Origin of the sequence: Streptomyces sp. DT224 (genome assembly GCF_049844595.1) — a bacterium.
In the GTDB taxonomy this organism is placed as follows: domain Bacteria; phylum Actinomycetota; class Actinomycetes; order Streptomycetales; family Streptomycetaceae; genus Streptomyces.
On record NZ_JBNCLI010000011.1, the window covers coordinates 86,783 to 106,341 of the forward strand.

At 74.1% G+C, this 19,559-nt stretch carries 13 protein-coding genes; 10 read left to right on the plus strand and 3 right to left on the minus strand.

All coding sequences use genetic code 11. From position 1 onward, the window contains the following. The first annotated feature begins 32 nt into the window (after positions 1-32). The 6 genes from ACLQ2N_RS26650 (at position 33) to ACLQ2N_RS26675 (ending at position 12,477) form a co-directional block, all read left to right on the plus strand. Positions 33-1,976 (plus strand): serine/threonine-protein kinase, encoded by a 1,944-nt coding sequence (locus ACLQ2N_RS26650; RefSeq protein WP_425816652.1) that lies wholly within the window; start codon positions 33-35, stop codon positions 1,974-1,976. Positions 1,977-2,175: 199 nt separating this feature from the next. Then, on the plus strand, positions 2,176-5,019 hold the full coding sequence (locus ACLQ2N_RS26655; RefSeq protein WP_425816653.1) for a protein kinase: 2,844 nt from the start codon (positions 2,176-2,178) through the stop codon (positions 5,017-5,019). Between the two features lie 106 nt (positions 5,020-5,125). Then, entirely contained in the window at positions 5,126-6,778 is a 1,653-nt protein-coding gene (locus tag ACLQ2N_RS26660) for a serine/threonine-protein kinase (RefSeq protein ID WP_425816654.1), read from the plus strand. 148 nt (positions 6,779-6,926) lie between these two features. Further along, positions 6,927-8,555, plus strand: coding sequence for a succinic semialdehyde dehydrogenase (locus ACLQ2N_RS26665; protein ID WP_425816655.1), 1,629 nt, complete (start codon positions 6,927-6,929; stop codon positions 8,553-8,555). A gap of 83 nt (positions 8,556-8,638) precedes the next feature. Further along, positions 8,639-10,471 carry a GMC family oxidoreductase N-terminal domain-containing protein gene (locus tag ACLQ2N_RS26670; RefSeq protein WP_425816656.1) on the plus strand — a complete coding sequence of 611 codons (1,833 nt, stop codon included), beginning with the start codon at positions 8,639-8,641 and terminating at the stop codon, positions 10,469-10,471. 290 nt (positions 10,472-10,761) lie between these two features. Next, positions 10,762-12,477, plus strand: coding sequence for a peptidase (locus ACLQ2N_RS26675; RefSeq protein ID WP_425816657.1), 1,716 nt, complete (start codon positions 10,762-10,764; stop codon positions 12,475-12,477). A gap of 300 nt (positions 12,478-12,777) precedes the next feature. On the opposite strand, the gene ACLQ2N_RS26680 is transcribed toward ACLQ2N_RS26675, so the two are convergent. Then, positions 12,778-13,086 (minus strand): chorismate mutase, encoded by a 309-nt coding sequence (locus tag ACLQ2N_RS26680; RefSeq protein ID WP_425816658.1) that lies wholly within the window; start codon positions 13,084-13,086, stop codon positions 12,778-12,780. 334 nt (positions 13,087-13,420) lie between these two features. Between ACLQ2N_RS26680 and guaA the strand changes: the two genes are divergently transcribed. The 4 genes from guaA (at position 13,421) to ACLQ2N_RS26700 (ending at position 17,957) form a co-directional block, all read left to right on the plus strand. Continuing rightward, entirely contained in the window at positions 13,421-15,007 is a 1,587-nt protein-coding gene (guaA, locus tag ACLQ2N_RS26685) for a glutamine-hydrolyzing GMP synthase (protein WP_425816660.1), read from the plus strand. Positions 15,008-15,127: 120 nt separating this feature from the next. After that, complete coding sequence (locus tag ACLQ2N_RS26690) at positions 15,128-15,883, plus strand: SAM-dependent methyltransferase (protein WP_425816662.1); 756 nt, start codon at positions 15,128-15,130, stop codon at positions 15,881-15,883. A gap of 146 nt (positions 15,884-16,029) precedes the next feature. Beyond that, positions 16,030-17,295 carry a hypothetical protein gene (locus tag ACLQ2N_RS26695; RefSeq protein ID WP_425816664.1) on the plus strand — a complete coding sequence of 422 codons (1,266 nt, stop codon included), beginning with the start codon at positions 16,030-16,032 and terminating at the stop codon, positions 17,293-17,295. A 140-nt stretch (positions 17,296-17,435) separates the two neighbouring features. Beyond that, positions 17,436-17,957 (plus strand): DoxX family protein, encoded by a 522-nt coding sequence (locus tag ACLQ2N_RS26700; RefSeq protein ID WP_425817103.1) that lies wholly within the window; start codon positions 17,436-17,438, stop codon positions 17,955-17,957. On the opposite strand, the gene ACLQ2N_RS26705 is transcribed toward ACLQ2N_RS26700, so the two are convergent. Together ACLQ2N_RS26705 and ACLQ2N_RS26710 are read right to left on the minus strand one after the other, a co-directional pair. Then, a complete protein-coding gene (locus tag ACLQ2N_RS26705) occupies positions 17,864-18,127 on the minus strand; it encodes a hypothetical protein (protein WP_425816666.1) in 264 nt (87 codons plus the stop codon). The two genes, ACLQ2N_RS26700 and ACLQ2N_RS26705, sit on opposite strands and share 94 nt — an antisense overlap. Beyond that, positions 18,114-19,427: a PspC domain-containing protein gene (locus tag ACLQ2N_RS26710; protein ID WP_425816668.1), complete on the minus strand. Its 1,314-nt coding sequence runs from the start codon at positions 19,425-19,427 to the stop codon at positions 18,114-18,116. Before ACLQ2N_RS26710 ends, ACLQ2N_RS26705 begins: the two co-directional genes overlap by 14 nt. Between the last annotated feature and the right edge of the window lie 132 nt (positions 19,428-19,559).

Below are 19,559 nucleotides of genomic sequence, written 5' to 3' on the forward strand. Positions count from 1 at the left end.
CTGCCAGGGCGGGTTGATCGCAGAGGGGACGCATGTCGGAGGCGGAGCAGGCACGGGAGCCCCAAGGGGACACGGACGGACGTCTCCTGGCGGGGCGGTACCGGCTGGGGGAGGTGCTCGGCCGGGGCGGTATGGGTACGGTCTGGCGCGCCGTCGACGAAACCCTGGGCCGGACGGTGGCGGTCAAGGAACTGCGGTTCCCGTCGGCCATCGACGAGGACGAGAAACGCCGCCTCATCACGCGGACGCTGCGCGAGGCCAAGGCGATCGCGCGCATCCGGAACAACGGCGCGGTCACGGTCTACGACGTGGTGGACGAGGACGACCGGCCGTGGATCGTCATGGAGCTCATCGAGGGCAAGTCGCTGGCCGAGGCGGTCCGCGAGGACGGTGTCCTGGAGCCGAAACGGGCCGCCGAGATCGGCCTCGCCCTCCTCGACGTGCTGCGCTCCGCGCACCGCGAGGGCATCCTGCACCGCGACGTGAAGCCGTCCAACGTGCTGATCGCCGAGGACGGCCGGGTCGTGCTGACCGACTTCGGGATCGCCCAGGTCGAGGGCGACCCGTCGGTCACCTCCACCGGCATGCTCGTCGGCGCCCCCTCCTACATCTCGCCGGAGCGGGCGCGCGGTCACAAGCCGGGACCGCCCGCCGACCTGTGGTCGCTCGGCGGCCTGCTGTACGCGAGCGTCGAGGGCTCCCCGCCGTACGACAAGGGCTCCGCCATCGCGACCCTGACCGCCGTGATGACCGAGCCGCTGGACCCGCCGAAGAACGCGGGCCCGCTGGAGGAGGTCATCTACGGGCTGCTCACCCGCGACCCCGAACAGCGGCTGGACGACGCCGGGGCGCGCGCCCTGCTCAACGACGTCATCAGCTCCTTCGAGCAGCCGGAGCGCCCCGCCCCGGCACCCGCCGACGCCACGCAGGTGATGGCGCTGCCCAAGGGCGCCGCCGACACCAAGACCGGGTCCGGCGACGCGGGCGAGGGCGCCCGCGACCGGCTGCGCGGCGCGCTGCGCTCCGTGCGCAACGCCCGGACCACGCCCCCCGCCGGTGCGGCCGCCGCCCCCGTCACCGCACCGCCCGTCCCGGCCCGGCCGGCCTCCGCCCCCGGCGCCGCGTCCCCCTCCGGGGCCGTGCCGCCGCAGCGCCCGGCCTCCTCTCCGGTCACCCCGCCCCGCGCGTCCCTCACGGACGTGGTCCCGCGCCGCACGCTCGCGATCATCGCGGCCGTCATCGTGCTCGCGGTCCTCGGTACGGTGCTGGCCCTCACCCTCGGCGGGGGCGACGACAAGCCCGACGACTCCGGCGGGAAGAACGCCGGCGCCTCCGCACCCGCCGGGACGTCGAGCGCCGGCGCCCCGTCCGGCTCCTCCGACGCCGCACAGGGCGACAGCGGCAAGGAGCAGGACGCCGGCCAGGACAAGGGCAAGGACAAGGGCAAGGGGCGGGACGACGACGCGGCCGGTGAACAGGGCGAGGACGGGAAGAAGGGCGGCAAGGCCCAGGACGCCGTGCCCGCCGGCTACCGCACGGTGACCAACAAGCGGTTCCACTTCTCCATCGCGATGCCCAAGGGCTTCCGCTTCGACACCACATCCGGCCAGGGCGCCGGCGCGATCTACAACGCCGACGGCGGCTTTCCCCGCCTCCAGGTCGACTTCACCTCCTCGCCGGGCAACGACGCCGCCGCCTCCTGGAACTCCGCCCGGGGCGGGGTCGCCGCCTCCAGCACGGACTACCACCACCTGGGCATTCAGAAGGTGCAGTACAACGGCTATCCGACCGTCGCGGACTGGCAGTTCGAGCGCACGCAGCACGGGCAGCGGGTCCGGGTGCTCAACCGGGGCTTCAAGGCCGACAGCGACCACGGCTACGCGATCATGATCAGCTGTAAGGCCGACGAGTGGGACGGCAAGGAGTGCCGGGCGCTGCGGAAGGCGGCGTTCGCCTCGTTCAAGCCGGTCGACTGAGGCGGGAGGCGGCGGGATTCGGCGCGGCGGCGCGGCTGGTTGGGCCGACCTGCCGCGTGGTCGCCGCTTGCCACGTATGGTGAGAGCCTGGAGACCGTACGCAGCCGAAACGCGCAGTCAATTGCACCGCAACCGACTGTGATTGACCGATTCGGTGCGGTCTCCGTGGCCGGGGGACAGCGCGCTCTGGGGAGGCGTCGTGGACGACTACGCGGGTCGGGTGCTCGCCGACCGCTACCGCCTTCCGCTGCCCCCGTCCGACGCGTACGAGTTCGCCGAGACGCGGGCCTTCGACACCTACAGCGGGCAGGAGGTCCTGGTCCGTCAGGTGCCGCTGCCCGAAGTGGTGGACGCCGAGTTCGTGGAGGGCGACGGCCGGACGTCCGCCGGGCCGCACACCGCCCGGCGGCCCGCCGACCCGGCCGTGCGGCGCGCCATCGAGGCCGCCCAGGCGGCGGCCCAGGTGCCCGACCACCCGCGCCTGGACCAGGTCTTCGACGTGTTCGCGGAGGCGGGCTCGCTCTGGATTGTGAGCGAGCTCGTCGCGTCCCGCCCGCTGGCCGCGCTGCTCGCGGAGCGCCCGCTGAATCCGTACCGGGCCGCCGAGATCGGCTCCGACGTGCTCACCGCGCTGCGCGTGCTGCACGCGCACGGCTGGACCCACCGCAACATCACCGTACGCACGGTGCTCGTCTGCGACGACGGACGCGTCGTCCTGACCGGTCTCGCCGCCGGGGCGGCCGAGGAGGCGCTGTGCGGCTACAGCCCGGTGCCGCGCCCCGACGACGAGGAGCCGGACGAGGACGGCTTCGGCGGTCCCGCCGTCGAGACCGGCCCCACCGGCCCGTACGTGCCGCCCGCCGGCCTGCTCCCCGCCTCCCGGGGCCCGGCAGCGATCGAGCCGGGCCCGTACGGCTCCGAGGAGGACCCCGCGCCCCGGCCGGTGCCGCCCGCCGGGCTGCCCGTGCCCGCCGCCGGGGCGGACACCGCCGCGCGCGCCCGGGCCGGAGCGATCGCCGCGTACCGTGCGGGCACCCGCGCCGCCGCCCGCCGGGGCGAGGAGGAGCGCCGGGGGGCGGCGCTGCCGCCGGACCGGGACGAATGGGCGCGCGACACCGCGCCGTCGGGCCCCGCCGCACCGGGACGGCCCGAAGAGGACGCGTACGACGACGCGTACGACGACGCGTATGACGGCGACGCGGGCGAGGCGTCCTGGAGCGCCCTGCCGCCTGCCCGGGACGACGCGTACGACGACGACGCGTACGACGACGACGCGTACGACGACGACGCGTACGGCGACGGCCCGGAGGGGCCGCGCCCCGGCATCCCGCCGCGCCCCCGCCCCGACCTGCCGCAGCTGCCCGGCGGCTGGGTGCGCGACCCGGACGCGCCGGGGCCGTACGACGCCCGCTTCTACGACGACGATGAGGACGACGAGGACGAGGACGACGGTCCGCCGCCCCGCCGCCTCCACCTCGCCGGCACCTGGGACGACGGGCCCGCCGCCGGGCGCCCCGTGCCCGCGGGCGGCTCCCGCGAGGACGCGCTCCGCGCCGACGCCGCGCGCCGCGGGCACGGGGCGCCCGGCGACCGCGGCTCGTACGGCCCCGCGACGCCCGGCCGCGACGCGTACGAGGCCGACGCCCCGGGTCCCGACGCCCCCTCCGGCCGCTGGAACGACGAGGACGCCGAGGGCCCCGGCGCGGGCGGGTATCGCGGGCCCGCCACCGCGCTCGCCGCCGAGCGGGCGCGGCAGGCGCGGATCGCCGTGGTCGGCGCGGTCACCGAGCGGTGGGCACCCGAGCAGGCCGGACCCGTGCACGGCAACTGGCAGCTGGCGCCGCCCATCGGGCCCGCCACCGACCTGTGGGCCCTCGGCGCGCTGCTCTTCCGCGCCGTCCAGGGGCACGCGCCCTACCCCGAGGACAGTGCGGCCGAGCTGGTCCAGATGGTGTGCGGCGAACCGCCCGCGTTCGCCGAGGAGTGCGGGCCGCTGCGCCCGGTCGTGGAGTCGCTGCTGCGGCAGGACCCCACCGAGCGGCCGGACGTCGAGGAGCTGAGCGGCTGGCTGCGCTCCCTCGTGCGGTCGGCGCCGGAACCGGAGGCCGGGTTCGACGTCGTTCCGCTGCCCGCGGAGGACGCCACCCGGCTCCCCGTCGTCCGCAGGCGCGGCGAACTCGTCCGCAAGCGGCGCTCCCGGCGCGGCGGGGGGACGCACGCCCGCGGCCGGCTCCCCCGCGAGGCCGTGGACCGCACCGCCGTCACCCACCGCGAGCCACGCCTGAAGCCGCCCCGCGAGCCACGGGAACCCCGCGCGCTGCGGGAGGGCGGCCAGCCGCGCCGGCTGGGCCGGACGCTGCTCGTCCTCATCATGCTGGCGCTCGTCGCGGCGATCGCGTACGCGGTGCTGTTCATGCCCAAGTCCGGCGAGGAGGACGGCAAGGGGACCGGCGCCGCCCCTTCCCGTACCGCCTCCGCACCACCCGCGTCCACGACGCCCGAGCCCCCGTCCGGCACGTCCGGGAAGCCGTCCGCGCCCGCCTCGTCCGGGGCGCAGAAGCCGCAGACCAGCCGGTCCGCCGCCGCGCTCGCGCCCGGTTACACCCTCCGCAAGGACGCCGAGGGCTTCGAGGTCGGGCTGCCCAAGGGATGGCAGCGCAGCCCCGCCAACGCGGAGCGTCAGATCCGCTACGGCAGCGACGGGTTCAGTGTGCTCATCGTCCCCGGCCGCGACACCGCCAAGGCCAACGGCAGCGATCCGCTCGACTACCAGCGGGACAAGGAGCCGGAGCTGAAGCCGTTCCGCGACTCCAGCTGGTCGTCGGCGAGCGGTCTGCGGCGTACGGACGTCGGCCGACAGGCCATGGCCGAGGGCCAGTTCACCTGGCAGGACGCCAACGGTCGTGAGGTGTACGTCCGCAACCTCGTCATGCTCGTCGGCGGCCGGTACCACATCCTCCAGGTCATCGGCCCCGAGGACGAGCGCGACCGGATCACCGAGATCTACCAACAGGCCAGCGTCTCCTACCGCGTGACGGCCTGAAGCACGGGATCTGAGTCACAGTGCGGTCTCGTGGGCGATGCGAGGTTCCGTGGCCGCGCGTCCGCTCCGTAACCTGTCTTCCGGACCAACGGGGGCGGGAACACAGGTGGATCGATCACAGGGCACGGAAGCGGGGCTGTTGCTGGCCGGGAGGTACCGGCTGGGCGACGTCCTCGGACGCGGCGGCATGGGGAAGGTGTGGCGCGCCCACGACGAGGTGCTGCACCGCACGGTGGCCGTCAAGGAGCTGACCGCCGGGCTGTACGTCGCCGAGTCGGACCGGATCGTGCTGCACCAGCGCACGCAGAAGGAGGCCCGCGCGGCGGCCCGGATCACCCACCCCGGCGTCGTCACCGTCCATGACGTGGTCGAGTACGACAACCGGCCGTGGATCGTCATGCAGTACGTGGACGGGCCGTCGCTCGCCGACCGGGCGAAGGAGTCCGGCGGCGAGATCGAGGCCCGCGAGGCCGCCCGCATAGGACTGCACGTGCTGGGCGCGCTGCGCGCCGCACACGCGGCCGGGGTGCTGCACCGGGACGTGAAGCCGGGCAACGTGCTGCTCGCCCCGGACGGCCGGGTCCTGCTCACCGACTTCGGGATCGCCGCGATCGAGGGCGACTCCACCATCACCAGGACCGGTGAACTCGTCGGCTCCATCGACTATCTGGCGCCCGAGCGGGTGCGCGGCGGCGACCCCGGACCCGCCTCCGACCTGTGGTCCCTCGGCGCCACGCTGTACACGGCCGTCGAGGGGCGTTCGCCGTTCCGCCGGACGTCCCCCATATCGACCATGCAGGCCGTCGTCACCGAGGAGCCGCCGCCGCCCGCCAGGGCCGGGGCGCTCGCCCCCGTCATCACCGCGCTGCTGCGCAAGGAGCCGGAGGACCGCCCGTCGGCGGCGGAGACCGAGCGGATGCTCCTGGAGGCCATGGAGGGCCGTGCGCCCCGGGCCGCCCAGGCGTTCGTCCCGACGCAGCAGGTCTCCGAGGAGATGCTGCGCGGGGGCACCGCGGTGTTGCCCCACCCCGGGCCCGTCGCGCAGCCCGGACCGGCCCCGGCCCCCCGCGCCCCGGCTCCCCGCCGCAGCCGCTGGCGTACCAGGGTCCTGGTCATCGCCCTGGCCGCGGTGCTCGGCGGCGGCGCGGGGATCGCCGCGATGCTGTACGCGCACCGCACGGAGGCGGCCGGGAGCACGGACGGCGGTACGACCGCGCACGGCTCCCGCAGCCCGGGGCCGGTCACGCCGAAGCCCACGCCGACGCCCACGCCCTCGCCGAGCGCTTCGGGCACCGTGACGCAGGACGTGCCGGACGGCTGGCGGCGCGTCGTGGACCCGTCCGGATTCAGCGTGCTGCTGCCGGAGGGCTGGAAACGCGTGGTCAACGAGAACAACATCGACTACACCCCCGACGGCGGCGTGCACTACCTCCGGGTCAGCGCCGATCCGGCGCCCGACTACGACCACCCCTACGACCACATGATCGGGCTGGAGAAGCAGCTGAGCACCCGGCTGCCCGACTACAAGCGGATCGAGCTGAACAGCAACGTCTACCGCGACTTCGTCGGTTCCGTGTGGGAGTTCACCTGGACCGAGAAGAACGGCGAGGCGCGGCACGCGATCGACCAGATGTACCTCGCGGAGGACGGTGGCCCGGAGTACGCGCTGTACATGACGGGCCCGGCGGACGACTGGGACGAGACCCGCGACCGGTTCAACGCGATCCTCCGCAGCTGGCGCCCCCCGGCCGAGCAGTAGCCCGCCGGGTGATAGCCGCTGATCAGGGCTTATGTCGCCAGTGATCACTGGCTGAGTCGGCGGGGGTGTGGCGGGTCTCCGGGAGAGACGGTGAAAAGGTGTTACCCACGGGTACCCAAAGGCTTCCCACCGACGTACTCTCGCCCTCATGACGGACTCGCAGGCCCCCACGTCCTCCGCCGCCGCCACGGCCGGCACCAACCCCGTGGCCGCCGCCCCCGCGGGCGTGCGCACGGCCGCCGATGTCGTGACGCCCGAGGTGGTCGCCCGGCTGACGCGCGGAGTCTGCGGCTCCGGCCGCACCGCCAACCACACGCCGTTCACCGGCGAGAAGCTGGCCGACCTGCCGGAGTCCACCCCCGAGGACGTGGCCGCCGCCTTCGAGCGGGCCCGCGCCGCCCGGCCCGCCTGGGCCGCCCTGCCGGTCCGGGACAGGGCCGCCGTACTCCTGCGCTTCCACGACCTGGTCATCGGGCGCCAGTCCGAGGTCCTCGACCTCATCCAGCTGGAGACCGGGAAGGCCCGGCTGCACGCCCACGAGGAGGTCCAGGCGGTCGCCGTCGCCGCCCGGCACTACGGCCGCAGGGCCGCCGCCTATCTGAAGCCGAAGCGGCACACCGGGGTCGTGCCGACGCTCACCAAGGTCACCGAGCTGCGTCAGCCGCGCGGTGTCGTCGGCCAGATCGCCCCCTGGAACTACCCGTTGGAGCTGTCCGTCGGCGACGCGCTGCCCGCCTTCGTCTCCGGCAACGCGGTGGTGATGAAGCCCGACACCGAGACCGCGCTCACCGCCCTGTGGGCGCGTGACCTGCTGATCGAGGCGGGCCTCCCGGCCGAGGTCTTCCAGGTCGTCCTCGGCGACGGACCGGTCGTCGGCCCGGAGGTCGTCAAGCACGCCGACTACGTCTCGTTCACCGGCTCCACCCGCACAGGCCGCGAGGTCGCCCAGGGCGCGGCCGCCCGACTCGTCGGCGTCTCGCTGGAGCTCGGCGGCAAGAACGCGATGCTGGTCCTGGCGGACGCCGACGTGGAGAAGGCCGCCGCCGGCGCCGTCCGCGCCTGCTTCTCCTCGGCCGGGCAGCTCTGCATCTCCATCGAGCGGCTGTACGTCCACGAGTCGGTGGCCGACGACTTCGTGGAGCGGTTCGCCGCCCGGACGAAGGCGATGCGGCTCGGCAGCGCCCTCGCCTACGGCGCCGACATGGGCTCGCTGGTCGGCGAACGGCAGCTGGAGACCGTCGGCCGGCATGTCACCGAGGCCGTCGAGAAGGGCGCCAGGCTGGTCGCCGGCGGGGTCGCCCGCCCGGACATCGGCCCGCTCTTCTACGAGCCGACGATCCTGGACGGCGTCGAGGCGCCCATGGCCGTCTGCACCGAGGAGACCTTCGGCCCGGTCGTCTCGATCTACCGCTTCCGCGACGAGGACGAGGTGGTGGAGCTGGCCAACGCCACCCCGTACGGCCTGAACTCCAGTGTCTGGACCAAGGACTCCGAGCGCGGCCACCGGATCGCCGCCCGGCTGCGCACCGGCACCGTCAACATCAACGAGGGGTACGCCCCCGCGTACGGCAGCGTGCAGTCCCCGATGGGCGGCATGAAGGACTCCGGCCTCGGCCGGCGCCATGGCTCCGAGGGCATCCTCAAGTACACGGAGGCCCAGACCGTCGCCCAGCAGCGGCTGATCCCGCTCGCCCCGTCCTTCGGGATGGACGACGAGAAGTACGCGGCGTTCATGACCCGCAGCCTGAAGGTGATGAAGGCGTTCCGCCTGCGCTGAGCCCTCCTGGGGGCGCCGTCCGCGCTGAGCCCTCCTGGGGGCGCCCCCGCACCACTTCTGTCCTTTTCGTACCGAGGAGTGCCATGTCCCAGGACAGCCCTGCCCAGAATCAGGAACGGCCGGCCGGTGCGGCCGACGACGACGCCGCGTACGACTACGACGTGATCGTCGTCGGGTCCGGCTTCGGCGGCGCGGTCTCGGCGCTGCGGCTGACCGAGAAGGGGTACCGGGTCGGCGTCCTGGAGGCGGGGCGCCGCTTCACCCCGGGCACCCTGCCGAAGAACTCCTGGGACCTGAAGAACTACCTCTGGGCACCCGCCCTCGGCCTCTTCGGCATCCAGCGCGTGCACCTGCTCGGCAAGGTGATGGTGCTGGCCGGTGCCGGGGTGGGCGGGGGCTCGCTGAACTACGCCAACACGCTGTACGTGCCGCCCGCGCCGTTCTTCGAGGACCGGCAGTGGGCGCACATCACCGACTGGCAGGACGAGCTGAAGCCGTACTACGACCAGGCCAAGCGGATGCTCGGGGTCCGGCTCAACCCCACGACGACCCCCTCCGACGTCCACCTCAAGGCGGCCGCCGAGGCCATGGGCGTCGGCGACACCTTCCACCTGGCCCCGGTCGGCGTCTTCTTCGGCGACGGCCAGGACGCGGACGGCACCGCGCGCGCGAAGCCCGGCGGCACGGTCGCGGACCCGTACTTCGGCGGCGCGGGCCCGGCGCGCAAGGCGTGCACCGAGTGCGGCGAGTGCATGACGGGCTGCCGCCACGGCGCGAAGAACACCCTCAACGAGAACTACCTCCACCTCGCCGAGAAGGCCGGCGCGGTCATCCACCCCATGACCTCGGTCGTCGCCGTCACCGAGCACCCCGAAGGCGGCTACCGCGTCGCCACCGTGCCCACCGACCGCCGGAAGAAGGCGAAGCCCACGGCCCTGCGCGCCCGCGAGGTGGTCGTCGCGGCGGGCACGTACGGCACCCAGACGCTGCTGCACACGATGAAGGACAAGGGGCTGCTGCCCCGGCTCTCCGCGAGGCTCGGCGAGCTGACCCGTACCAACTCCGAGGGCCTGGTCGGCGCCCAGACCTCCGACCGGCGCTACCGCAGGAAGCACGGTACGAAGCCCGACTTCACCAAGGGCGTCGCCATCACCTCGTCCATCCACCCCGACGAGAACACCCACATCGAGCCCGTCCGCTACGGCAAGGGCTCCAACGCCATGGGCGGCCTCACCATCGTCCAGGTCCCCTACAGCGCCCACCGGGTCCTCGCCTGGCTCGGCAACGTGGTCAGGCATCCCACGATCGCCGCCCGCTCGCTCTCCAACCGGCGCTGGTCGGAGCGGGTCATCATCGGGCTCGTCATGCAGTCGCTCGACAACTCCCTGACCGCTTACCGCAAACCGCGCGGCATCGGCAAGGGCCTGCTCACCGCCCGCCAGGGCCACGGCGCGCCCAACCCCACGCAGATCGCCGAGGCGACCCGGAGCGCGACCCTGCTCGCCGAGGAGATCAACGGCTTCCCCGGGTCCAACATCGGCGAGCTGATGGGCACCCCGCTCACCGCCCACTTCCTCGGCGGCTGCCCGATCGGCGCCACCGCGGACGAGGGCGTCATCGACCCGTACCACCGGCTGTTCGGGCACCCGGGCATCTCGGTGGTCGACGGCTCGGCGGTCTCCGCGAACCTCGGCGTCAACCCGTCGCTGACGATCACCGCCCAGGCGGAGCGCGCCATGTCGTTCTGGCCGAACAAGGGCGAGCCGGACCCGCGTCCGGCGCAGGGCGAGGCGTACGAGCGGCTGGCGGCGGTGGAGCCGCAGGCACCGGCGGTTGCGAAGGAGGCGTTCGGCGCGCTCAGGCTGCCGTTCCTGGGGATGCCCGCGGTGCCGCCGAAGAAGCCGGAGACGGCCTGAGCACAGCAGAAGGGGCTGCACCCCCCTCCCAGTGCAGCCCCTCACGCTGTAACCGGTCCGTCGTACGACAACCGACAACCGGTGTTCCGCATGCATGACCTGCCGGGCCCCCCGATGGTTGTCCTCCCACTGATGAAATCCTTATGTGAGGTGGGTCACTCTCGGAGTGCCCCGCTTGTCGTACCCGATCCGTGATCTGATTCCGGGCAACTTTTCCCCGGCGCCCCCGGTCGTACCCCCTGTCGCCGCCACAGCGATCACACAGCTCCCGACGACCCCGAGGGCCCGAGATGAGAAGCACGCCTCCGTTCCGCCGTGCGGCGGGCATCGTCGCCTCGGCCGGCCTGCTGGCGGGCGGTCTGCTCACGCTGAGCAGCCCCGCGCGGGCGGCCGACCCCGAGTTCACGATCGGCGGCCCGGCCGAGACGGCCCTGCACCCTTATCCGGCCACGGGCACCCCGCGGAGGGCGAGCCTCGACGTCACGGTGACCAACCCCTCGGAGGACGAGGAGAACGGCGCCTTCCAGGGCGAGTACACGGTGCGCTTCGACTTCGGGACGCTGGCGGGCGTCGCGGACGTCTCCTTCGACGGGGAAGGCGGCCTGGACTGCGAGCGGACCGGGACCACCGCCGTCTGCCACGACTACGGGATCCGGCCCGGCCTGAGCAGCCTCGCCGGACTCCGGATCAGCGCCGCCCAGGGCAGCGAGGAGGGCGACTCCGGCACCATCGAGGTCACCGCCGGGGCGGAGGGCGCCACCTTCCGGCCGTTCACCGCGCACGTGTCGGTCGGCGGGCCCGACCTGTCGATGAAGCGGCTGCCGCTCAGGACGGAGCTGAAGCCCGGCGACAGCCAGCCGGTGCCCATCACCTTCACCAACAACGGCACCCGCGCCGCCCGGGGCGTCCTGCTCACCCTGCGCAACACGCGCGGCCTGGAATTCACCGAGCGCTACCAGAACTGCGAGTACAGCGAGGAGGACCTGGGAATGGGCCCGGGCGCGTGGTCCACCGCGCTCTGCACCTTCCCCGGCAGCTTCGAGCCCGGCGCCACGTACACGCTGGACGTGCCGCCCGTGCTGCGGGCCACCGAGCGCGCGCTCTACGACACCTTCCTCTACCGGATCGAGGAGGACGGCACCGATGCCCGCGCGGCGCTGCGCTCCGGCGCCCGCTTCAGCCCCGGCACGGGCGCGAAGCCGGCCCTGCGCATGGCCCCGGCCGTCCGCCCGGCCGACCTGGACCCTTCGGACAACCAGCAGGACGCCGACTTCCGGACCACGAACACCGCCGACTTCGCGGCCTACGGCGACCGGGCCGCGGGCGAGGCGGGCGACACCGTCGACGTGACCCTGGGCTTCCGTAACAAGGGCCCCGCCTGGATCGGCTACATCCGCTCCGGCGAGGACGTCGCCACCGTGGACTTCACCGTGCCCCACGGCAGCCACGTCGTCTCCAAGCCGGACGCCTGCCGGGGCGTGACCGCGTCCGGCGAGTACCGCGAGAACCAGGAGAAGGCCCCGCGCTACTTCTGCTCCACGCCCATGTCCGTCCTGGAGGACGCCGACCTCGCCCTGCCCTTCCGGCTGAAGCTCGTCTCGGCGGACCCCGGCAGCAACGGCGCGGTCGTCGTCCGCAACACCCACCTCCAGGCGCCCGCGCTGCCCTTCGACCCGAAGCCCGCCAACAACAAGGCATGGGTGGAGCTCAACGGCGAGGACGGGCACGCCACGACGGGCGGCTCCGGCAGCGGCGGCTCGACGGCCACGGGCGGCTCGTCCTCGGCGGGCACGAGCGGCACCAACGGCGGAACCGGCGGCTCGGGCAGCGCGGGCGGCTCCGGCGGCAACGGCACCTCCGGCACGACGGGCTCCGGCTCCGGTGACACGGGCGGCTCGCTCGCCTCCACCGGCACCACCGCCCTCGCCGCGTCCGGCGCGGCCCTCGTCGCGCTGCTCGCGGGCGGCGTCCTGCTCACCGTGTCGAGGCGGCGCGCCACGCGCTGATCCCGCACACGGAGAAACGGCCGGCCCCGGGCGTCCCCGGAGCCGGCCGTTTCCCTGGAGAGACCTGGCGGTCCCTCCGAGTGACCGGGCTGCTGTCCCCTGCCGACCGGTCACGCACGCCGGTGCGCGGTCCCACGGCGTACACGTACGCCACGCACCCCGGCGGAGCCACGTGTGGTTCCCCTGAAGATCCGCCCCTGGCCGACGCGGACACCGGGACCAACGAAGCCGCGCAGGGCCCGGTCACGCGCCGTACGGGTGAGACTCCGCCCGAACTGGGATACGGCGGGGGAGCGCCGCTCAGACCCGGCCCCGGCACAGCTCCAGGAGCGTCATCGCCAGCGAGGTCCCCGGCTTGCCCAGCGCCTCGCGGTACCGGACCAGGATCTCCGTCTCGCGGGACAGGTTGACCCGGCGGCCGCCCGACGTCATCCGGGCCTCCTGGATCACCGCCGAGACCGCCATCCGCTCCTGGACGAGCCCGATGATCCGGTCGTCGAGGGCGTCGATACGGGTGCGGGCGTCGCCGATCAGGGACGCCGCCTCATCGGTGCGGGCGCCGGTCGCCTCGGCGGCGGTCGTCGCGGCGGGGGTGGTGGTGCTGCTCATGACGGTCTCCCGGTGGGATGCGGCACCCCGGGGCCGGACGGGCCCGGAACGCAGAACGCCCCGGGCCTGTCGGCCCGGGGCGCCTGGAACGTTGCTTGTCAGTTGCTCAAGCAGCACGACCATGGCAGCCGGCGGGCCGGATGCCATAGGTAAAGACGAAGATCGTGTGCTGACGCATGGGGTCAGTATGGACCCTCGTGCCCGCCGGGCCCACGCCCGGCCCGGATCGTGAGACGCCGCACGCCCCGGGGCCCTGGCCCGGACCGGGGCAGGTCACTTCCGGCCGCCGGTAGAATTGGAGGACCGACCCCTCTCCACCGCCGGAAGGCCGCCCGTGCCAGCAGCACCCCCCGCCGCCCCCGACACCACCACCGACGTGGTCCTGGTAGTCGACTTCGGCGCGCAGTACGCCCAGCTCATCGCCCGCCGCGTCCGTGAGGCCCGGGTCTACAGCGAGATCGTGCCGTCCACGATGCCGGTGGCCGAGATGCTGGCCAAGAACCCCCGCGCGATCATCCTCTCCGGCGGCCCCTCCTCCGTCTACGCCGAGGGCGCGCCCTCGCTGGACCGCGCGCTCTTCGAGGCCGGGGTCCCCGTCTTCGGCATGTGCTACGGCTTCCAGCTGATGGCGACCACGCTCGGCGGCACCGTGGACGACAACGGCGCCCGCGAGTACGGCCGCACCCCGCTCACCGTCTCCAAGTCCGGCTCCACCCTCTTCGAGGGCACCCCGGACGAGCAGTCGGTGTGGATGTCGCACGGCGACGCCTGCTCCGCCGCCCCCGAGGGCTTCACCGTCACCGCGTCCACGGACGTCGTCCCGGTCGCCGCCTTCGAGAACGACGAGAAGAAGCTCTACGGCGTCCAGTACCACCCCGAGGTCATGCACTCCACGCACGGCCAGCAGGTCCTGGAGCACTTCCTGTACCGGGGCGCGGGCATCGAGCCCAGCTGGACCACGGGCAACGTGATCGAGGAGCAGGTCGCCGCGATCCGCGCCCAGGTCGGCGACAAGCGCGCCATCTGCGGCCTGTCCGGCGGCGTGGACTCCGCCGTCGCCGCCGCCCTCGTCCAGAAGGCCATCGGCTCCCAGCTCACCTGCGTGTACGTCGACCACGGCCTGATGCGCAAGGGCGAGACCGAGCAGGTCGAGAAGGACTTCGTCGCCGCGACCGGCGCGAAGCTCAAGGTGGTCGACGCCGAGAAGCGCTTCCTCGACGCCCTGGCCGGCGTGTCCGACCCGGAGCAGAAGCGGAAGATCATCGGCCGCGAGTTCATCCGGGTCTTCGAGCAGGCCCAGCTGGAGATCCTCCAGGAGGACGGCCCCGAGGTCGCCTTCCTCGTGCAGGGCACGCTCTACCCGGACGTCGTGGAGTCCGGCGGCGGCACCGGCACCGCCAACATCAAGTCCCACCACAACGTGGGCGGCCTGCCCGAGGACATCGAGTTCGAGCTGGTCGAGCCGCTGCGCCAGCTGTTCAAGGACGAGGTCCGCATGGTCGGCCAGGAGCTCGGCCTGCCGGACGAGATCGTCCAGCGCCAGCCCTTCCCCGGCCCGGGCCTCGGCATCCGCATCGTCGGCGAGGTCACCAAGGACCGGCTCGACCTGCTGCGCGAGGCCGACGCCATCGCCCGCGAGGAGCTGACCGCCGCCGGCCTGGACCGCGACATCTGGCAGTGCCCGGTGGTCCTGCTCGCGGACGTCCGCAGCGTCGGCGTCCAGGGCGACGGCCGCACCTACGGCCACCCGATCGTGCTGCGCCCGGTCTCCTCCGAGGACGCCATGACCGCCGACTGGTCCCGGCTGCCGTACGAGACCCTGGCGAAGATCTCCACCCGCATCACCAACGAGGTCGCCGACGTCAACCGCGTGGTGCTCGATGTGACGAGCAAGCCGCCGGGGACCATCGAGTGGGAGTGACCGTCCCCGCAGGACCCTGACGATGCCGCCACCCGGCGTACCGGGCGGCGGCATCGCCGTTTCCGGGGTGCGCGAAAACGCGTGGCGGGCACCGGGGCGCCCGTGGCAGGCTCCCGCCCCATGTCCGCCGATGAGATCCGCGCCCTGATGTCCGCCGCCCACAACGACCGCCTGACCTGGAACACCCCGCTCTCCGACGAGCACGCCGCCCAGCTGGTCGCCGCCTGCGCCCCCGCGCCCGGTGCGCGCGTCGTGGACCTCGGCAGCGGCTGGGGCGAGCTGCTGATGCGCCTGGTGGAGTCCGCGCCCGGGAGCACCGGGGACGGCGTCGAGACCGACCCGGAGGCCGTCGCACGCGGGCGGGCGCTCGTCGGGGAGCGGGGGCTCGCGGAGCGCGTACGGTTCCACGAGGTGCCCGCCGCCGAGTGGCCGGAGCGGGGATACGACCTGGCCGTGTCCATCGGCGCCTCGCACGCCTGGCCCGGCGGGACCGCCGAGGCCCTGGCCGCGCTGCGGGCGTCCGTACGGCCCGGCGGACGGGTCCTGTTCGGCGAGGGGTTCTGGGAGCGGGAGCCGGACGAGGCGGCGCTGGCCGGACTCGGCGCCGAACCCGGCGACTTCGGCTCGCTGCTCGACCTGATCCGGCAGGCCGAGGCGGCGGGGCTGCGGGCGCTCCAGGTGACCGCCGCCGACCGGCGCGAGTGGGACCTCTTCGAGTCGAACGCCAACATCGGCCGGGGCGAGCGCTGGGCCCTGGCCCACCCGGACCATCCCCTGCGCGACGGGGTCGTCGCCGCCGTGGACGAGCGGCGCACCGGCTACTACGGCGGCTACCGGGGCACGCTCGGCCTGGCCTACCTCGTGCTCAGCGCCTGAGCGGGTATCGAACACGCTGGCGAAGGTGCCCCTCCGGTGCGCCCCGATGCGGCGGACCGCCGCCCCGTACGGCACAATTCGCTGCGTTCACAGACGAGTTGGCTGCCCCGGGGTGGCGACAGGGGCGGGAAAGGGCGGCGTTCTCCGTGGCGTTGGACGAGGCACGACAGGGCGCGCACGGCGGCGGCTGCACCTGCGGGGACTGCCCGCACGGGGCGCGCCAGGGACACCGGCGCGCGGTGGCCGCCTTCCTGGCCAAGCGCGACGGGTTCGCCGCCGGACAGGGACTGCCCGCCGGGGTCGCCCAGTCGGCGTCCGCGACCCGGCAGTGGGTCTCCGACGAGCTGACCGAGTCCGCGCGCGAGGTGGCCGACCGGGGCCGCGAGGCCGGGGACGCCTGGCTGTACCGGGTGTGGCAGCGCACCCTGGTCGTCGTCTGGGGCGGCCTCGCCGTCCTCGCCCTCGCCGAGGCCGCCACCGCGATCGGGGCGGGCTGGACGCACGCCCGTACCGCCGGACTCGTCGCCGGACTGGTCACCGCCGCACTGCTGACCGCCGCCGCCCACGTCCACCGGGCCCGCGGCGGCCTCCTCGCCCCGCTGATCGGCGAGGACAACCGGCTCTCCACCTCCCGCGCGGTCGCCGCGTCCTGGGTGCTGCTCGCCGTGTTCTCCGTGCTCGTCCTCGCCCTGGAACTGGCCGCCGCCTCCGGGCACGCCCGGCGCGACGAGCTGATCGAGGGGCTGGACCTGGCGCGCGGCGCCGGAATCGTGGCCGTGCTGGCGCTGGTGTGCGCCGTGGCGGTGGCCGTGCGCCGGGTGGTGAGCGTACGGGTGCTGTCGGGGCGGCTCCAGAAGCTGCGCGCCGACCGGCCGCGCGCGGCGGACCTGCTCACCGACGACTCGGGGCGCGGTGGCTTCACGGACGTGCAGTACGTGCTGGTGTCCACGGTCGCCGTGGTCTTCGCCGCGGTCCGCCTGGCCCGCAGGCCCGAGCAACTGCCCGACCTGCCGTGGGGCCTCGCCCTCCTGGTGGCGGTCTCGGCGGCCGTCTACTTCACCGGCAAGTACGGCGAGGGCGGCCGGCCCGTCGTGCTCTCCGTCGTCCGGTCCCGGGAGGCGGGCGACCTGGACGCGCCGATCCGGACCGGGGACGACATCGAGATCCGGGGCGCCGGATTCGTGCCGCCGGGCGCGGGGGCCCCGGACCGGCTGGCCCGGGTCGTGGTGCGGATCGGGACCGTGCACGTCCACGTCCCGCTGGTGCCGGTCGCCGGAGGCTTCGCGAACCCCTCCGACACGCTGCTGACCGTGCCGGTGCCGGTCGAGGTGGAGCCGGGCGTGGTCGAGGTGCAGGTCGTGACGGCCGCGGGCACGGAGACCGCCCCGGTCACCATCGACGTCACCGACTGATCCGGTCCCTTTCCGCGAACCCGGACCGCGCTGAACGCTTTCGCCGCGTTCGTACGTAAGGTCGGGTGACGGACCGCACGGTCCGGTGGCTGCGACCGGGCGGCCGCAGCGACGGCACGGCCGCGGAAGGCGGGAGCAGCATGTACGGGTACGGCGGTAACGGGCGGGGCCTGGGACGGGTCCAGGGCGAGGGCAGCAGCCTGCGGGACCTGGCGCGGGAGCACGCCCTGCTGCCGCTGCGGATCTTCCTCGGCGTCACCTTCGTGTACGCGGGGCTCGACAAACTCACCGACAGCGCGTTCTTCCACGCCAGCGGCCCCGGGGCGATCGGCGAGCAGATGCACGCCGTGCGCGACTCCGCCGCGATCCCCGGCCTGGTCGACCTGGCGCTGCACAGCCCGTCCGGCTTCGGATACGCGATCGCGATCGGCGAGCTGGCCGTGGGCATCGGCACCCTCCTCGGCCTGTGGACGAGGATCGCCGCACTCGGCGGCGCCCTCATCTCGCTGAGCCTGTGGCTGACCGTCAGCTGGCAGGTCTCCCCGTACTACCTCGGCAACGACCTGATCTACCTCATGGCGTGGCTGCCGCTGCTGCTGGGCGGGGCCCCGTCGCTCTCGCTGGACGCGCTCTTCGCGGCGCGCCGGCGGCGGATGCGGTAGCCGATCAGGGTGACCCAGGCGGCCGTCCACAGCCCGCCGCCGAACAGCGCGATGAAGAACTGCGGCGGGGCGTCCCAGGCGCCCGCCGCGTCCGCCGCGTATCCGGCGGCCAGGGCCAGCATCACCAGGCCCGTGACGGCCCGGCCCGGCCGGAACTCATGACGCGGCACGATTGACCTCCAGCTGTCCGTAGTCCACTTCCAGATCCAGGTCGACGGTGCCGCCCGGGGTGCTGCCCTCGGCCGGCGACAGCGTCCTGCGCTGGTCCTGCGTGGCCCGGATGTCCAGATCGCCCTTGTGCCGCCCGTCCACCACCACGAGCGCGCCGAACCGGGTCCGCGCGTGCACCCGGACGGTGACCTCCGGCGGGACGTGCACCAGCACCCGGCCGGCCCGGGCCGCCACCCGGGTCCGCACTGTGTCGCCCCTGGGCACCGTGATCCGGGTCAGGTCCAGCTCGGCCTGGCCCGCGCCGATCGCGTACAACGGCTGGACGGCGGCGACGGACGCCGGGCGCCACTTCTCGCGCACCCAGTCCGTGCCGATGTCCTTGGGCAGCGACGCGGCACCCACCAGCAGCCCGGACGTGATCATCGCCAGCAGCAGGGTGCCGAAGCCGGTCCGCCCGACGAACGCGCTGACCAGCATCGCCAGGCCGAACACCCCGAGCGCGGCGGCGAGGCCGATCTCCAGGCTCGTGCCCAGCGGCTGGGACTCCCAGGTCAGCCCCGTACCGAGACCGCCCGCGAGCAGTGCGCCGAGGAACGCCGGGCCGGCGATCGAGCGCGGCCCCCGCACCTCCCGCGACCGGGGCGGCGGCGGGCGGAACGGGGCGTCGGGCGTCGCCCCGCGCGGCTCCCCGGCGACGGCGGTGTCGTGCGGCCCCCACAGATAGCCGATCGCCACCTTTCCCGTCGACCCGTCCTTGACTATGGGGTCGCGCCACCAGGACGGCCAGGACAGCGTGGGCGGCGCCATGACCTCGGGCGGCGCGTCCGACGCCGCCTGCGCGGCCGCCTGGTGCAGCGGGTCCTGCGGGTCGGCCGTCTTGCGCGCCTGCGTCCACATGGAGAAGCCGAGGACCGCGATCGACAGCATCGCCGAGAACGCCAGCGTGCCGCCGTTCCCCAGCATCGACAGGAAGAGACCGCAGCCGATCAGCGCGCACAGCACCGCGCTCAGCGCAGCCAGCTCGACCCGCCCCGACAGCAGCCGCCGCGCCTCGTTCTCGTCCTCGCCCTCCGCCGGGATCAGCAGCCAGGCGAAGCCGTAGAAGATCAGCCCGAAGCCACCGGTCACCGACAGCACCCCGAGCACGATCCGGAAGATCACCGGATCGACGTCGCAGTACCGGCCCAGCCCGCCGCACACCCCCGCCACCACCTTGTGCCGCGGGCTGCGGTGCAGGCGCGGAGCGGGCTCGGGAGTCGGCGGTGCGGCGCCGGGCGGCGCGTCCTGGGGAACGGTCATGGCTCCATGGTGACGGCCCCCGGGCCGCACCGGCACCCGCCCCGACCCTGGCCGGTCCCTGATATTGCCCCGCCCGGCTCTCAGGGATGCCGGGCCCCGTCCCGCCCTCGCGTCCCCGCGGTCTCAGGGTGG

Coding starts and splice junctions, on each gene's coding strand:
- ACLQ2N_RS26665 (WP_425816655.1), top strand. CDS start 6,927: ATGACGGACTCGCAGGCCCCCACGTCCTCCGCCGCCGCCACGGCCGGC.
- ACLQ2N_RS26675 (WP_425816657.1), top strand. CDS start 10,762: ATGAGAAGCACGCCTCCGTTCCGCCGTGCGGCGGGCATCGTCGCCTCG.
- ACLQ2N_RS26690 (WP_425816662.1), top strand. CDS start 15,128: ATGTCCGCCGATGAGATCCGCGCCCTGATGTCCGCCGCCCACAACGAC.
- ACLQ2N_RS26670 (WP_425816656.1), top strand. CDS start 8,639: ATGTCCCAGGACAGCCCTGCCCAGAATCAGGAACGGCCGGCCGGTGCG.
- ACLQ2N_RS26710 (WP_425816668.1), bottom strand. CDS start 19,427: ATGACCGTTCCCCAGGACGCGCCGCCCGGCGCCGCACCGCCGACTCCC.
- ACLQ2N_RS26700 (WP_425817103.1), top strand. CDS start 17,436: ATGTACGGGTACGGCGGTAACGGGCGGGGCCTGGGACGGGTCCAGGGC.
- ACLQ2N_RS26650 (WP_425816652.1), top strand. CDS start 33: ATGTCGGAGGCGGAGCAGGCACGGGAGCCCCAAGGGGACACGGACGGA.
- ACLQ2N_RS26680 (WP_425816658.1), bottom strand. CDS start 13,086: ATGAGCAGCACCACCACCCCCGCCGCGACGACCGCCGCCGAGGCGACC.